At 45.4% G+C, this 13,832-nt stretch carries 15 protein-coding genes; 5 read left to right on the plus strand and 10 right to left on the minus strand.

The features are described from left to right. Positions 1-219: 219 nt before the first annotated feature. From DXA13_RS08290 to DXA13_RS22980, 10 genes are all read right to left on the minus strand, one after another. The gene (locus tag DXA13_RS08290; protein ID WP_118243324.1) at positions 220-762 is read right to left on the minus strand and encodes an NADH peroxidase; all 543 of its coding nucleotides are present in this window, start codon (positions 760-762) and stop codon (positions 220-222) included. 119 nt (positions 763-881) lie between these two features. After that, the gene (locus DXA13_RS08295) at positions 882-1,277 is read right to left on the minus strand and encodes a transcriptional repressor (RefSeq protein WP_118243532.1); all 396 of its coding nucleotides are present in this window, start codon (positions 1,275-1,277) and stop codon (positions 882-884) included. 71 nt (positions 1,278-1,348) lie between these two features. Beyond that, a complete protein-coding gene (locus DXA13_RS08300) occupies positions 1,349-2,203 on the minus strand; it encodes a MurR/RpiR family transcriptional regulator (RefSeq protein ID WP_118243327.1) in 855 nt (284 codons plus the stop codon). A gap of 84 nt (positions 2,204-2,287) precedes the next feature. After that, positions 2,288-3,181: an ROK family protein gene (locus tag DXA13_RS08305; RefSeq protein WP_118243329.1), complete on the minus strand. Its 894-nt coding sequence runs from the start codon at positions 3,179-3,181 to the stop codon at positions 2,288-2,290. A gap of 14 nt (positions 3,182-3,195) precedes the next feature. Then, entirely contained in the window at positions 3,196-3,645 is a 450-nt protein-coding gene (locus DXA13_RS08310) for a YhcH/YjgK/YiaL family protein (protein WP_118243331.1), read from the minus strand. A gap of 141 nt (positions 3,646-3,786) precedes the next feature. Beyond that, positions 3,787-5,295, minus strand: coding sequence for a sodium:solute symporter (locus DXA13_RS08315; RefSeq protein WP_118243333.1), 1,509 nt, complete (start codon positions 5,293-5,295; stop codon positions 3,787-3,789). A 30-nt stretch (positions 5,296-5,325) separates the two neighbouring features. Next, positions 5,326-6,243, minus strand: coding sequence for a dihydrodipicolinate synthase family protein (locus DXA13_RS08320; protein ID WP_118243335.1), 918 nt, complete (start codon positions 6,241-6,243; stop codon positions 5,326-5,328). 70 nt (positions 6,244-6,313) lie between these two features. Beyond that, positions 6,314-7,003 (minus strand): N-acetylmannosamine-6-phosphate 2-epimerase, encoded by a 690-nt coding sequence (locus DXA13_RS08325; RefSeq protein ID WP_118243337.1) that lies wholly within the window; start codon positions 7,001-7,003, stop codon positions 6,314-6,316. Between the two features lie 346 nt (positions 7,004-7,349). Next, positions 7,350-7,952, minus strand: a complete 603-nt coding sequence (locus DXA13_RS22975) for a LysR family transcriptional regulator substrate-binding protein (RefSeq protein WP_347559785.1) — start codon at positions 7,950-7,952, stop codon at positions 7,350-7,352. Positions 7,953-7,974: 22 nt separating this feature from the next. Next, positions 7,975-8,298: a LysR family transcriptional regulator gene (locus DXA13_RS22980; RefSeq protein WP_347559776.1), complete on the minus strand. Its 324-nt coding sequence runs from the start codon at positions 8,296-8,298 to the stop codon at positions 7,975-7,977. A gap of 142 nt (positions 8,299-8,440) precedes the next feature. On the opposite strand from DXA13_RS22980, the gene DXA13_RS08335 reads away from it, so the two are divergent. From DXA13_RS08335 to DXA13_RS08355, 5 genes are all read left to right on the plus strand, one after another. Beyond that, positions 8,441-9,202, plus strand: coding sequence for a S1 RNA-binding domain-containing protein (locus DXA13_RS08335; protein WP_118243534.1), 762 nt, complete (start codon positions 8,441-8,443; stop codon positions 9,200-9,202). Positions 9,203-9,242: 40 nt separating this feature from the next. Beyond that, on the plus strand, positions 9,243-9,899 hold the full coding sequence (locus tag DXA13_RS08340) for a GTP pyrophosphokinase family protein (protein WP_118243339.1): 657 nt from the start codon (positions 9,243-9,245) through the stop codon (positions 9,897-9,899). A gap of 119 nt (positions 9,900-10,018) precedes the next feature. Next, positions 10,019-11,821 carry a glycerophosphodiester phosphodiesterase gene (locus DXA13_RS08345; RefSeq protein ID WP_118243341.1) on the plus strand — a complete coding sequence of 601 codons (1,803 nt, stop codon included), beginning with the start codon at positions 10,019-10,021 and terminating at the stop codon, positions 11,819-11,821. Between the two features lie 36 nt (positions 11,822-11,857). Beyond that, positions 11,858-12,304, plus strand: coding sequence for a D-aminoacyl-tRNA deacylase (dtd, locus tag DXA13_RS08350; protein WP_118243343.1), 447 nt, complete (start codon positions 11,858-11,860; stop codon positions 12,302-12,304). A gap of 25 nt (positions 12,305-12,329) precedes the next feature. Next, positions 12,330-13,736 (plus strand): aminopeptidase, encoded by a 1,407-nt coding sequence (locus DXA13_RS08355; protein ID WP_118243345.1) that lies wholly within the window; start codon positions 12,330-12,332, stop codon positions 13,734-13,736. The last annotated feature ends 96 nt before the right edge of the window (positions 13,737-13,832 follow it).

Consider the following 13,832-nt stretch of genomic DNA (forward strand, 5'->3'; position numbering starts at 1 on the left):
TATAGTCTTTGCACTATATGATTAGAATACCATAAAATGGGAATAGAAACAAGAAGAGGGCGTTGCAAAAAGTCGAATCATCTGTACCATTGATACCAAATTCCATTCCAGGCGGTAGCCAAGTCACTACATTCGGTATCGGTGGCACAGCTTTATTTCTTTTTGCAACACCCTATTTTGAAATTTCAGAAACTATATAAAATTGATGGTCTCTTACAATTAGCCGAAGTATCTCTTTAATAAACCTTCGAAAGCCTTGCCGTGACGAGCTTCATCTCTTGCCATCTCATGTACCGTGTCATGGATTGCATCCAGATTAGCAGCCTTTGCACGTTTTGCCAGATCGAATTTACCAGCTGTAGCACCATTTTCTGCGTCTACACGCATTTCCAGGTTCTTCTTTGTGCTGTCTGTAACAACTTCGCCTAAGAGTTCAGCAAACTTTGCAGCATGCTCAGCCTCTTCGTAAGCTGCCTTCTCCCAGTATAAGCCGATCTCCGGATAGCCTTCTCTGTGAGCAACTCTTGCCATAGCCAGATACATACCAACTTCAGAACATTCTCCCTCAAAATTTGCTCTTAAATCTTTGATGATATCTTCGCTAACGCCCTGAGCAACGCCTACTACATGCTCAGCTGCCCATGTCTTATCGCCGGACTGCTCTTTGAACTTCTCTGCTGGTGCCTTACATACTGGACAGAACTCCGGTGCTGCATCTCCCTCATGAACATAACCACATACTGTACATACCCATTTTTTCATACTTATCAATCTCCTTTAATTTATAATATTTTTTTATTTGTTGTTATTAATAACAGTAATTGTTACTGATATTAATATAATACATCTTTTCTCTTTTGTCAATAGTTAGTTGAAAATTTTTATTGATTTCTTTTACTCAGGCAGTCTTTACATGTTCCGTAAAAATAAGTGATATGGCTGTCTATATGGCCGTCCGTATGCCTGGCAGCAAGCAGGTTCATATCATTTGAAATATCCATGGAAAGATCTGAGACGCTGCCGCATTCACGACAAATAAAGTGGTAATGCGGAGAAATATCTCCATCGAAGTGATCAGCTCCGTCTCCACAGCAAAGTTTCTGTATTTCCCCTAATTCAACAAGGAGGTTCAGATTGCGGTAAACAGTACCAAGGCTGATATTCGGGTATTCCTCACGGATACTCATATATAGAGCATCAGCTGTCGGATGATCGCGACGAGCCATCAGACATGTTTTAATTGATTCGCGCTGACGGCTGTATTTCAGGTTTTTCATGTCGCCTCCTTTCAGATAGACGATAATAATAATTGTTACTAACATTATAATATAAAAAAAAGAGGATTTTGTCAATCCCCTTTTTTCACAGAATCGATAGAATTTTTAGGAAGGCTGAGAACACCAAGTGTATACTGATGAAGGGCTTCCTTACGCAGCTGGTCGGAACGAAGAAAATGAGCATACAGGATGTCGGCCATCACAAGAAGTGGAAACTGGGGTGAGATGGCTTTCCCGTAATTCAGATATTCCTTTACCGCACAGAGCAGCACCTCGTCACAAAATTCCTGATAAGAAGTATTTTTCTGAGAGGTGATGAGAATCGTGAATGCGCCCTGCTTATAGGCATCCCTGAGGGAAACCATAACTTCCTCCGTCTGCCCGCTGACACTGATGCCGATTACGGCACAGTCCTCATTTAAGAGGACGGAGTTCATTTTCATAATGTGGCTGTCTGTGATCGCCTCCACGTTTACACCGAGCCGCATGAATCGGAGCTTCATTTCCATGCCTACAAAACCGGAACTTCCCCGGCCGTAAATATAAACCCGTTTTTTCGTTGAAAAAATTCCTACGATTCGTGCAATCTGCTGTTCGTCTACGAGAGAGTAGCTTTTATTCAGAAGCTCCTGATACGTATCCAGAACCTGCCTCGTGCTGTCGTCGGAGACAGGCAGGGAAGGGGCCTTTTCAAAATCCTCCTGATAGCGGAAGATAAATTCCCGGTATCCGGCAAACCCGCATTTCTTTGCAAATCTGGAGAGGGAAGCCTCAGAAACGAACAGAAGCCTGGAGATATTTTTGGAAGAGAAGTCCACCGCCTCCTTGTTATTGATAAAAAAGTCCGCAATTGTCTTTTCCAGGGAAGTAAAATTGCTGTAAATGGATTCGATAAAAGGAATGATAGTCTTCTCGTATTTTTCCAAAGTGTAATGCCTCCTTATAATATAATTGGATATTGCAGCAATTCAGGACGGCGGGAGTTCCTCATTTTTCGCCGTCCTGAACCGTTAATGGATGTTTCTGAAGTGATAATATGCGCCGAGCATACCGGCCTGATTCTGGTTTTCAGCAAATTTAAGCTGCGTATGGGAAGCTACGGTGGGAATCAGGTATTTATCCATAGCAGTGCGGATCGGGCCGTAAAGGTACTCTCTCTGGGCCATAATGCCGCCCCCCAGAACTACGACTTCCGGATTAATTACGTAGCAGATATTTGCGATTCCCATACCCAGAACGTCTGCCATTTCTTCAATGGCACGGATACAGTCAGGATCATTGTTTCTGGCCATATGAAAGATTACTTTTCCGTTCAGAGACTGAGGGGAAACGCCTTTATAAGCAGCCACCTTTTTGACCAGTATGCTGCTTGCCCCCATATCCTGGAATTCTCCTCCCGGAAGGTGCATATATCCGACTTCGCAGCCGCTGCCGGAGCTGCCATGAAATACGCTTCCGTCGATGATGATGGCGCCTCCGATTCCCGTCCCAATGGTCAGGCAGAGGCTTATGCGGCTCCCTTTCGAAGCACCGGCGTAATATTCTGCCAGTCCGGCACAGTTCACATCGTTTTCCACTTCGCAGGAAAGACAGAAATCACGTTCCAGAATCTCCTTAATCCTGGTTCCCGTATAGTTGGGTATCAGGGGAGATGCGTGGGTAATCATACCCTTTTCGCAGTCCACCATGCCTGCTGTGGAAATGCAAATACCGGCCGGCTTGTATTCTTTCAGGAATTCTGTGATAATCGCATGAGCTTTGTCCATGATGCCGGGACCACCGGATTCCTGGGCCTGGGTAGCCATTTCCCCTGTGACGAGAAAGGCGCTGTTTTCCCCGTAAATGCCGTATTTGATGGAAGTTCCTCCAATATCAATACAGATGTATTGTTTTTCTGAGCTCATAAGATGGAATCCTTTCAGATTTTGATTTTGAAAATTGCTTTTTTAATAGCAGCCGGACCGTTTACCGCAACGGCTGTGCGGTGGCCGTCCACGGGATAACAGACCAGAAAGTCGCCGTCGGTGAGTACGACATGGCTGTTCGGCTCCCCTTCCAGAGGAAGGAAGTCATCTTTTGGAACGAATTCGCCCTGAACCATATTATCAATGAAATTCAGATCGATCTGTTCCGGTCCGCGGAGCATAAGATGCAGGTCCAGATAATCCCTGTGTGCTTCCCAGAAACGATTGTCCGGAGAAGTGGTCTCATATTCTACAATATTAACAAATAATCGGTCGCCGTCAATAGGATGGCTGCCTTTTTCATAATTTATTAATTCATTTGCTGCTGCATAGTTAAAACATTCTTTAATTTTTTCCTCCAGCCAGGAAAAATCTCTTAAATCTCTGATGTTTCCAAAAATCATACAATACCTCCTTTTGGTATATTCTTACGCTGGCAAAATGGGAGAAGAATGCCAGGCCGTAAGAGGGGAAGATTATGACTGATCAGGAGGGCATATCAGAGGCTCTGACGCCTGAGTTTCGCCGTCCGAATCAGTTACATGTTATTTATGGTAAACGGTGGAGTCTGCGGCCGGTACGGAAGTATCGCCAGACATTTTTCTTGATATATAACTCACCGGAATACCTACTACTAAAGAAACTGCGATGGAAATAATGGAATAGGACCAGATTGATACCGATCCTGCCGGAGCCGCATATTTGATGGCTACCATGAGGATAGAAGCCACGATAAATGCTGCATAAGCGCCGGTCTTATTGGCAATCTTTGTAAATGTGCCGAGAACGAAGGTGCCGCCAAGGATTCCAAGAACGAGTCCCATAAAGCCGTTGAACCATTCGTAAGCGGATTTGATTTCACCGTTTGCAAGGATCATGGATACGACGATGGCAAAGATACCGACTCCCAGGGATACGAACTGAGCGATCCTTGTCTGAAGAGCAAAACTCATTTCCTTTTTGGAAAGGCGTTCCTGAATATCCAGGGTCCAGCTGGTAGCGACAGAGTTAAGTCCGGTAGAAAGTGTGGACTGGGAGGCTGCGTAGATTGCTGCCAGGAGAAGGCCTGTTACGCCGACAGGAAGCTGATAAGCAATATAGGAAGCGAAAATCTGATCCCTGTGTGCTGCCTGAAGGAGTTCAGGATTCTGACCGTAGAATACGTACAGCCCTGTACCGATCAAATAGAATACGGTTGCGATGAAAATGGACAGAGCACCATTGGTAAGCATCATCTTGGTAAGCTTTTTCATATCGGTCGTCGTGGTGAAACGCTGCACGATATCCTGACTGGAAATGTATGAAGAACATGTATTGAGGCCGGCGCCGACAATCAGAAGGAACACGCTGTCCTTTAAGATGTTCGGATTGAAGATCGGCTGGTCAACGGCCAGGAATTTGTGTTCAGCTGTAAATGTTGTAAAGATGGCTCCGAATCCGCCGTCGATACCGTGTACCAGATAGATCAGTGCAAAGGTAACGCCGATCAGAAGGACGCTTCCCTGGATAAAATCGGTCCACAGTACGGATTTCAGTCCGCCTGTATAGGAATAGATGATGGCGATAACGCCCATAACAATAATGAGGATGTTTACATTAATCCCTGTCAGATTGGAAAGAACCATGGACGGAAGATACATGATAATGGACATACGGCCGATCTGGTAAACGATGAACATGATGGCGCCCAGTATACGGAGCCCTTTGCTGTCAAAGCGGATTTCCAGGTAATGGTACGCCGTATCGATATCCAGTTTACTGTAAATAGGAAGAAAGAAACGGATCGTAATCGGAATTGCCACAATCATACCGAGCTGCGCGAACCACATGATCCATGTCCCGGCATACGAGTTGCCTGCCAGTGACAGGAAGGAAATCGGACTGAGAAGTGTCGCAAAGATGGATACGGAAGTTACCCACCATGGAATGGTGCCGTCTCCTTTGAAGAATTCCTTTCCCTTCATTTCCTTTTTGGAGAAATGAAGGCCGGCAAAAAGTACGGCTGCCAGATAGACAATGAGTATAACTAAATCAACTGTTGTAAAACCTTGCATAGAAGAACCTCCCCTTTTTATACGGACAAATTATTTGATAAAGGCTTCAGCTGCGGAACGGATCATGTCAGCTGCTTCCTGCGCGATCGGAAGATCTGTGCTGCACAGGCCGGTCAAAGGCTCGCGGACACTTCCGATGTTCAGGTTTTCATTGATACGAAGAATTTCCTTTGCAACTGCATACATATTTGCATGGCTGCTGCACATCTTGTAGATGATGGCATTGATCGAATGCTGGAGTTCACATGCCGTTTCGCGCTCTCCGCTGATTACAAGGTCATTCAGCTTCAGGAACAGTTCGGGCATTACGCCGTAAGTTCCGCCGATTCCGGCCGCTGCGCCGATTGCACGTCCGCCTACAAACTGCTCGTCAGGACCATTGAAAACAACGAAATCTTTTCCGCCGGCCGCTTTGAACATCTGGATGTCCTGAATCGGCATGGAGGAATTCTTTACGCCGATGACCCTTGGATTTTTCTTCATTTCTGCAAACAGGCTCATGGTCAGGGCTGTTCCTGCTAGCTGAGGAATGTTGTAAATGATGAAGTCGGTATTCGGAGCAGCAGCGCTGATTGAATTCCAGTAAGCTGCTATGGAATATTCCGGCAGATGGAAATAAATTGGAGGAATGGAAGCGATGGCGTCAACGCCGAGGCTTTCAGCGTGCTTTGCCAGTTCGATGCTGTCTTTCGTATTGTTGCATGCTACATGACAGATAATTACGAGATCGCCTTTGACAGCCATTACGTTTTCAAGAATTGTTTTGCGCTCTTCTACGCTCTGGTAGATACATTCTCCGGAAGAACCGTTCACATATAATCCCTGAACACCTTTTTTTACGAAATGTTCAGTAAGTGCCCTCACGCGTTCCGGACTTACGTTTCCCTCATCGTCATAACACGCGTAGAATGCAGGAATAATACCTCTGTACTTTTCAACTTTGCTCATAAAAATTCTCCTTTCCCGCCTTAGCGGACCTTTCGTTTCAATGAATATGTTTACTTGTGCTTTTATGTGGTTAATCTTCGAGTGCTTCTGTAAAAGATTTCGTTATGAGCTGCGGGCGGGTGATGATGGAACCTACGACCACGCTGTAGCAGCCTAGATCGATCACCCGTCTTGCCTTTTCAGGAGTGTTGATATTTCCTTCTGCAATGACATTGTGCTTCACTTTGGAAAGAATCGTACGGATGATTTCAAAATCGTTGGATTCGATCAAATCTCCGCGGCTCTGGTCCGTGTATCCTACAAGTGTAGTGCCTATGAAGTCAAAGCCGAGTTCATCCGCGTATACGGCTTCATCAATCGTGGAACAGTCTGCCATAAGGAGCTGGTCCGGATACTTTGACCGGACTGCCTGGTAAAATTCTTCCAGTCTCATGCCGCCGGGACGAAGATCGGATGTGGCGTCAACTGCGATTATTTCCGGTTTTACCTCCATCAGTTCATCAATCTCTTTCATGGTTGGAGTAATATACACTTTACTGTCTGCGTAATCTCGCTTTACAATTCCGATAACAGGCAGTTCCACATTTTTCCTGATTTCTGCGATATCTTCCTTCGTGTTGGCCCGGATTCCGTAAGCTCCGCCTTCTTTTGCAGCCAGAGCCATTCTCCCCATAATAAAGGAAGAGTGAAGCGGTTCGTGTGGGAGTGCCTGACATGAGACGATCAAGCGGCCTTTCAGCTTTTCTAAACGTTTGTCCATGGTGTGGCTCCTTTCTTTTTGTTCGTTCTGTTGTGATCTGGTGTCAGTATAGTCCTTTGTGAAAATAATTTCAATAAAAAATAAATTTAAGAAAATACTTTCAGAAGGATTGGAAAATTGAATAATTTATGAGAAAAATATTTCGAACGAAATTAGTGAATATGCATAAACGGGGAAAGTACTTTCCGGTAAAATAAAAAAGAGGATGTTGCAAAAAGGAATAGAGCATTGCCGCCGATAGCAGATGTAGTGACATTGGGCCACTTCCTGAAACGGAATCTGATATCGGCGGTAATGCGGATTCGAATTTTGCAACACCCTCTTGAACTGCTGTAAAACAGAGAGATTATTTCTTGTTTGCAAATAACTCCTGCGTCATTTTTATGAATTCTTTTGTGGCCTGGGACATATAATGGCTCTTGTGATAACCGATCGCCAGGGTACTGTGGGCCATGGGATGTTTCAGCGGACATAATGTAAGCGATTGGAACGGATGGGCGCTGTGTGGCTCCCCGGAAGGACCGGCGGCGAACATTTTTGGATAAAAGGTAATCCCCATTCCCTTTTCTGCCAGCGCCACGACCGTTTCAATGTTTTCCGCTTCCAGCACAATGTCCGGCGTGACCTGAGCTTCGGTCAGTACTTCGTTGGCAATCGTTCTAACCCGGTTGCCGGAACGGAGCATAACGAACGGACAGTTATTAAGAAGAGAAAGACCGCTGTTGTCCTGAAGCTTTTGACGGACATCTTCAATATGACCAGGAAAATAATTTTCCAGAATGGTGTCAGGGATTGCCAACAGTATTTCTTCACGGCAGATGGGCACGATTTCCACATCCTGGACGTGAAACGGGGGAAGGCCGATAATTAGATCCGCATCCCCGTGAAGCAGCAGCTTGTCCAGTTCATGGGAATTGCCTCGAAGAGCTTTAAATCGATATGCGGATATCGTTTTTTATAGGCGGGGAGAATCAGGGCAGGATAAAACGCCCGCGCGTATGTGAAACTCCTATGGAGAGCTGGCCGGTGGAGAAATCTTTGATGTCTTCCAGCTCGTGATACGTCTCTGCTTTGCAGTTTAAAATAATACGGGATCTTGCCAGCAGGCGTTGGCCTGCATATGTAAGGGTCAGCGGTGTAGTGCGGTTAAACAGAGTTACGCCAAATTCCTGTTCCATATGAGCAATATGGTTGCTGAGCGACTGCTGTGAAATATATAAACGTTTTGCTGCTTTTGTGAAATTCAGTTCTTCTGCAGCTACGACAAAATATTCCAAATTTAGAAAGTTTATCATAAATAGCCTCCGGTTTTTGAGTTGTTTTCAATATAGCACACTTTTTTTCGGAAAACTATAGAAATATAAACCAGAATATGATAAATTTAAGTATTAAGAAGGCATCTAAAATGGTATGGCCGAAGGAAAAGGAGAAGGTATTATGGAAGATTTAAAGAAAACGATGGAAGAAGCAGAAGAGACGATGGCGGTAGAGTCCGGTGAGACAATGGAAGATTATGCGGCAGAACTGGAAGCTTCTTATAAAACACTGAATAAACAGGAAAGATTTTATGAAGAAGATGAGAATCCAGATGCAGAGAAGTGGCAGGCAGTAAAACTGCTTATGGAATCTAAGGAAGTAGTTAAGGTCAAGGTGAAAGAAGCCGTTAAGGGCGGTCTTGTTACTTATCTGGAAGAATTAAGAGCGTTTATTCCGGCTTCCCAGATTTCTACAGAATATATTGAAAAACTGGAAGATATGCAGGGAAAGACCCTGGAGGTTGTAGTCATTACAGCGGATCCGGAAGCTAAGAAGCTGGTGCTCTCCGGAAGAGAAGTGATGAAAATGAAGAAGGATGCAGAGAAGGCAGAAAAGCTTTCCGCATGCCATGCAGGCGATGTGGTGGATGGCACGGTAGACAGCTTAAAGCCTTACGGGGCGTTTATCAATCTGGATAACGGCCTTTCCGGGCTGCTTCATATCTCTCAGATCAGCAATCAGAGAATCAAACACCCGGGCGCTGTATTAAAGGAAGGACAGAAGGTTACGGTTAAAATTATCAGCGTGGCCGACGGTAAGCTGAGCCTCAGTATGAAAGCTCTTGCAACAGAAGAAAAAGAAGAGCCGGAGCACATGGAATACAAGGCGGCCGGCGAGGCTGTAACAGGGCTCGGTTCCCTTTTAAGAGGGCTGAAATTATAATACGATAACCGGTAATACGGAACCAGAAGGAGGGGAGTATATGGCGAATATCCCCAAAAACAATCAGATTGACCAATGGCGTTCCATTATGTTTCTGTATGAGTCGGCATTAAAGGAAATCAATACAAAAATCGAGATTATTAATAATGAGTTTGTTCAGATTAATAATTACAATCCGATTGAACATGTGAAATCGCGTCTGAAAACACCGGAAAGCATAGTGAAAAAGCTGAAACGGTCCGGCTATGACGTAACCATTGACAATATGGTTGATATGCTGAATGATATTGCAGGAATCAGGATTATCTGTTCGTTCCGTTCGGATATTTATCTGATTGCGGATATGATATCGCGTCAGAGAGACGTGACGGTGCTCTACGTAAAGGATTATATAAGGAATCCGAAATCGAACGGCTACAGAAGCTACCACATGGTAGTTACTATACCGGTTTATCTGAATTCTGGGCCGGTAGAGACGAAGGTGGAGATACAGATACGAACGATTGCCATGGATTTCTGGGCCAGTCTGGAACATAAGATATATTACAAATTTGAGGGTGATGCACCAGAGAATCTGCAGCAGGAGCTGAAGGCATGTGCAGACATGGTGGATATGCTGGATGCAAAAATGTTCTCACTGAATGAGAGAATCATCCTTGCAAGCAAAAAGGCAAAGAATATGCAGAATCAGGAATGACGGAAATGTTATGGAGGGTGTTGTAAAAAAGAAATAGGGACAGTCTCGATCCGGTATCGAAGATGTGCCTGATTTCATTTTGACAGCGCCCTTCCTTTCTTTTCTCCAGGAAGGACGAAATGGAAAAACTTACGAGAGAAGTAAGGCAGGTGATAAGGCTGGAGGGTTGGAACCTCCTGCTTTTTGAGCTGTTTTACAGACTGCTTACAGTGCCCATCTATCTGTGGCTTCTTGACAAAATAATTAAATTCACTTTGAGAATGGCCGGTTACAGTTTCCTGACAACAGAAAATATAGGCGCGTATTTCCTGAAACCGTGGACAATTCTGAGCGTTATTCTGCTGATCGCAGCGGCGGCTGTTTTCCTTATGGTGGAAATGGGAAGTCTGATCAGCGCATTTCAGGCCGCAGCCTATTATAGAAGGCTGAGCGTGCTTGAGATGTTTGCCGGAGGCGTAAAAAAAACGGCTGATGAGCTTGCAAAGAAGAACTGGAGACTGTTCGGTCTGATTCTCATACAGACATTTTTGGGAAATATGCTGTTTTTATACCGCATTTTGATCCGCGTTCGGCCGATTAATTTTATCCTGGACGAATTTTTTAACGTATGGCCCGGGAGAGTCTGCACGGCAGCAGCTATACTGGTTCTGGCCGCCGCCGCACTTCCGGGGGTCTTTACGTTCCACGGCTGTATGGTGGAACAAAAGAATTTTACGGACAGCTACAGGAAAAGCAGGCGAATCCTGATGGGACGGTGGAAAGAAACGTTTCTGCCTCTAGCAGGATATCACATGGCTGTTATATGTTTGTTTACGGCTGCATATCTGGCTTTTGTATTCTGCCTGGCAGTACTGGTCATTAATCTGTCGGACAGCACACTTTCCAGGGCAATTCTTTTTGCTGTGCGAGACAGGGCGGAGCTTCTGTGGCTGTTTATGGCGGGGATCGGGACAATTTTAGTGTACTGTGCCGCATCCACGGTGGAATATTATCAATATACAAGCCAGATCGCGAGGAAAAAAAGCTGGAATTTTGAATATCCTGCCGGAAGGCTTCTGGAAAGGAAGAAAGTGCTGCTGGCGGTGATCGGCGTTGGGCTGGTCAGTACTCTGATTACGTATGATGCCTTCCGCAACGGCTTGGGACTGGCGGAAGAGGTTCTGGTAGAGATTCCCGTCACGGCCCATCGCGGCAGTTCCAGGGAGGCGCCTGAAAATACCATGGCTGCGATTGAGAAGGCAGTGGAAAATATGGCGGAGTTCGCGGAAATTGATGTCCAGATGACGAAGGATGGAGAGATCGTTCTGGCGCATGATAAAACACTGCGCAGAACGGCGGGAGTTAACAGAAAAATACAGACCATGAACTTTGAAGAAATCAAACGGCTGGACGTGGGCAGATGGTTCTCGGAAGAATTTGAAGGCGAACGAGTGCCTGCTCTGAGAGAGGTTATGGAGTACGCCAAGGGCAGGATTAAATTAAATATAGAAGTAAAAGACGAAGGAAGGCTGAGTACACTTCCGGAGGAGACGGCCATGCTGATTGAAGAGTATGATATGGCGGATCAGTGCGTTGTATCGTCAGTCAGCATGAACTACTTAAAGAGAATGAAAGAGAAGATGCCGGAAATCACGGCAGGTTATATTGTTTCTGCAGCCTACGGTGATTATTACTCCGATGAGGCTGTGGATTTTATCAGTATCCGTTCGTCCCTTGTGGATAAGAGGCTGATGAACCGCGTCCATGAAAAAGGAAAGGCGGTTCATGTGTGGACAGTCAATACAAAGAACGAGCTGCAGCGGATGAAATTCCTGCGGGCAGATAATATTATTACAGACAGGCCCGTCCTGGCAAAGGAAGTTATTTACGGAGAGGCGGAGGCGGACTCCGTTATGGAATGTATGAGACTGCTCCTGAAATAGCGCAGGGTAAAAACAGAAAGAAGGAAAAGGAAAATTATGAGGATCGTACTACAGCGAGTATCTCGTGCTTCTGTAACGGTAGACGGAAAAAAGACAGGAGAGATCGGAAAGGGATTTCTGCTCCTTGTAGGCGCGGCGGATACAGATACGAAGGAAGTGGCAGACCGTCTTGTGAATAAGATCGGTAAGCTGCGTATATTTGAGGATGAGAATGGAAAGACCAATCTGTCTCTGGCAGACGTCGGCGGTGAAATTCTGGTGGTCAGCCAGTTTACGCTGTATGCGGACTGCCGGAAAGGCAACAGGCCCAGCTTTATTAAGGCGGGAAGCCCGAAGATGGCAGAAGAACTTTATGAATACGTTGCAGACCGCTGCGGCGCGTATGTGAGCCGGGTGGAAAAGGGAGTATTCGGAGCCGACATGAAGGTAGAGCTTCTTAACGACGGACCTTTTACGCTCGTGCTCGACAGTGATACGATGTAAAAAATAAGGCAGGAGGATGAGTGAAATGAGTGAGAAATTAAAAGAAATGCAGGAAAAACTGACATGGAAATTTCCTCATATAGCAAAGAAATATCCGGATCAGACCGTACAGGCAGAACAGTTTTGTGAGGAATATAAGAAATATCTCGATGAGGGAAAAACAGAGCGGGAATGTGTGGCAGCGTCTGTAAAGATGCTCGCGAAAGCAGGATATGAACCTTTTGATGAAAGAAAAACGTATTGCCCCGGAGACAAGGTATATTATGTTAACCGGAGTAAGGCGGTGATAGCAGCTACGATCGGATCCGAGCCTATCGAAAATGGAGTCCGCATGAATGGTGCGCATATCGATTCCCCAAGACTCGACTTAAAACCGACGCCTGTCTATGAGAAAAATGAACTCGCATATTTTAAGACTCATTATTACGGCGGGCTAAGAAAATATCAGTGGAGCGCTGTACCACTTTCCCTCCATGGCGTTGTGATTATGGAGAATGGGGAGAAGAGGGAGATATCTATAGGAGAAGAGGAAGGCGATCCTGTATTCTGTGTTACCGATCTCCTGCCTCATTTGTCAGGAGAGCAGAATAAACGGCCTTTAAACGAAGGGATTAAGGGAGAAGAGCTGAATATCATTATAGGTTCTGTTCCTTATATGGATGAGGATGAATCAGAAGATGTTAAAGATGCTGTAAAGCTGAATGTGCTTTCATTGCTTTACGATAAATACGGCATGACGGAAAAAGACTTTATTCGTGCGGAGATCGAGATGGTACCTGCTTTCAAATCCAGAGATGTGGGCTTTGACAGGAGCATGATAGGGGCATATGGACAGGATGACCGCGTCTGCGCTTATACGGCGCTGAAGGCGGAGATTGAGACCAGATATCCAAAGTTCACAACGGTCACTGTCCTGACGGACAAAGAAGAAATCGGCTCCGACGGAAATACGGGACTGAATTCAGATTACCTTGGCCATTTCATATCTTATTTGGCCGACAGCCAGGGAGCTGATGTGAAAAAGGTGATGGCGCGCTCCATCTGTCTGTCGTCTGACGTTAATGCGGCATTTGACCCAACATTTGCCGCCGTTTATGACGGAACCAATTCCTGTTACATGAATAAAGGCTGTGTGCTGACAAAATATACGGGTGCAAGAGGCAAATCTTCTTCCAGCGATGCCAGTGCAGAGCTGATGGCCAGAGTCATTAAAATGATGGATGATGCGGGAGTTTGCTGGCAGATCGGTGAGCTGGGGGCCGTAGATGCAGGCGGCGGCGGAACGATTGCCAAATACGTGGCTTCCATGAATGTGGATGTCGTAGATCTGGGCGTTCCGATTCTTTCCATGCATTCGCCGTTTGAGCTGGCATCTAAGCTGGATATCTATCATACATATCTGGCATTCCGGGCTTTTTACGAGGCGAAGTAATTGAAGGAAAAACTGAAAAATTTATGAATTTTAAGTAAAAGCTTTTTTTTATCAGGCTGATATGATATAACTAATCAACAGTGGAAGTTAAAATTC

The sequence above is a fragment of the Clostridium sp. AM58-1XD genome (assembly GCF_003464085.1).
GTDB lineage: Bacteria > Bacillota > Clostridia > Lachnospirales > Lachnospiraceae > Lachnoclostridium_A.

What these genes read in the sequence shown, in the direction of transcription:
- DXA13_RS08290 (WP_118243324.1), bottom strand. Translation starts at nt 762, where the DNA reads ATGAAAAAATGGGTATGTACAGTATGTGGTTATGTTCATGAGGGAGAT.
- DXA13_RS08295 (WP_118243532.1), bottom strand. Translation starts at nt 1,277, where the DNA reads ATGAAAAACCTGAAATACAGCCGTCAGCGCGAATCAATTAAAACATGT.
- DXA13_RS08305 (WP_118243329.1), bottom strand. Translation starts at nt 3,181, where the DNA reads ATGAGCTCAGAAAAACAATACATCTGTATTGATATTGGAGGAACTTCC.
- DXA13_RS08310 (WP_118243331.1), bottom strand. Translation starts at nt 3,645, where the DNA reads ATGATTTTTGGAAACATCAGAGATTTAAGAGATTTTTCCTGGCTGGAG.
- DXA13_RS08315 (WP_118243333.1), bottom strand. Translation starts at nt 5,295, where the DNA reads ATGCAAGGTTTTACAACAGTTGATTTAGTTATACTCATTGTCTATCTG.
- DXA13_RS08320 (WP_118243335.1), bottom strand. Translation starts at nt 6,243, where the DNA reads ATGAGCAAAGTTGAAAAGTACAGAGGTATTATTCCTGCATTCTACGCG.
- DXA13_RS08325 (WP_118243337.1), bottom strand. Translation starts at nt 7,003, where the DNA reads ATGGACAAACGTTTAGAAAAGCTGAAAGGCCGCTTGATCGTCTCATGT.
- DXA13_RS22980 (WP_347559776.1), bottom strand. Translation starts at nt 8,298, where the DNA reads ATGATAAACTTTCTAAATTTGGAATATTTTGTCGTAGCTGCAGAAGAA.
- DXA13_RS08335 (WP_118243534.1), top strand. Translation starts at nt 8,441, where the DNA reads ATGGAAGATTTAAAGAAAACGATGGAAGAAGCAGAAGAGACGATGGCG.
- DXA13_RS08340 (WP_118243339.1), top strand. Translation starts at nt 9,243, where the DNA reads ATGGCGAATATCCCCAAAAACAATCAGATTGACCAATGGCGTTCCATT.
- DXA13_RS08345 (WP_118243341.1), top strand. Translation starts at nt 10,019, where the DNA reads ATGGAAAAACTTACGAGAGAAGTAAGGCAGGTGATAAGGCTGGAGGGT.
- dtd (WP_118243343.1), top strand. Translation starts at nt 11,858, where the DNA reads ATGAGGATCGTACTACAGCGAGTATCTCGTGCTTCTGTAACGGTAGAC.
- DXA13_RS08355 (WP_118243345.1), top strand. Translation starts at nt 12,330, where the DNA reads ATGAGTGAGAAATTAAAAGAAATGCAGGAAAAACTGACATGGAAATTT.